This is a genomic window from Intestinimonas sp. MSJ-38 (assembly GCF_018917925.1).
In the GTDB taxonomy this organism is placed as follows: domain Bacteria; phylum Bacillota; class Clostridia; order Oscillospirales; family Butyricicoccaceae; genus Pseudobutyricicoccus.
This window is the reverse complement of the sequence record NZ_JAHLPO010000074.1, coordinates 1-869: the sequence shown is the minus strand read 5'-3', so window position 1 is coordinate 869 and position 869 is coordinate 1. Positions and strand designations below refer to the sequence as shown.

The 869-nt window shown below is 49.4% G+C and carries 1 protein-coding gene and 1 pseudogene; both read right to left on the bottom strand.

Annotation, left to right across the window (positions count from 1 at the left end; all coding sequences use genetic code 11):
• On the bottom strand, positions 1 to 214 hold a 214-nt coding region (locus KQI26_RS15125), incomplete at its 3' end, for a hypothetical protein (protein ID WP_216505058.1).
• A 388-nt stretch (positions 215 to 602) separates the two neighbouring features.
• Positions 603 to 869: pseudogene (locus KQI26_RS15120) on the bottom strand (VirB4-like conjugal transfer ATPase); the annotation flags it as partial.

Genomic DNA, 869 nt, shown 5'->3' with positions numbered 1-869 from the left:
GAGCATTGAATTCTTCTGGCTTTTTCCCCTGCTCCGGACGCATTCGGGATAGCTGAGATAGGCCCTGCTTCCCACTTCTTCCAAAGCGGTCGATCTCTCGCCCGATCCTGGATACTGGCATTCTGAGTCCCTGTGCATCCTTAACCCGCCACACTTTCCTTTCCAAGGTGTGCAGCGTGGGTTCGGCCTTTTCTTTCATCTTGATATCTCGCATGGCTTCACCTCTTTTCCACGAAAACAGCCAGCTTTGCACATTGACAAAGCTGGCTGTATCACTTTATAATAAAAACAGGAGAGGGCACTGCTGCAAGCAGTCAGCCCCTAATCAAGCTAATTCTGAAGTTAGCCGTCCGGGGTCCAGCCGGGCGGCTAACACGCTTTTGGGGATATGTAGATCATCATCAAAAAGATGATGAGAAAACACACCACAAAACGCAGGATCACTTTCCAGCGTTCTTTTCCCATTCGCAGCACCCCCTTTCTCAAGGGAGTAGCTAACCGCCAGGATGCAACAGTGCCCATGCCCTCCTTTCCAGGAGGGCTATTTTATTTTAAAATTTTCAGGATATTTTGTCAACTTCCTCTGTTTCTCCGATGCTGTCTCAAATCTCTCCTTCACCGGGCTTGGTGGTCATCAGCTTGTAAAGGTCGGTGTCCTTGGGGAACACATTTTTAAAGGGCACGATGCTGCTGCCCACTTTGATCAGACCATTGCCCACCTGAGATGTACTGATGTGATCCATCTGTGCTTTGGAGATCCTCAGCAGCTTGGACAGTTCCTGCTGATCGGAAGCCGACTGGGTAAACAACAGCAGAAACTCACTGTTGGCAAACATCATTCGGGCTGTGTTGGAATTGAGACATTCCTC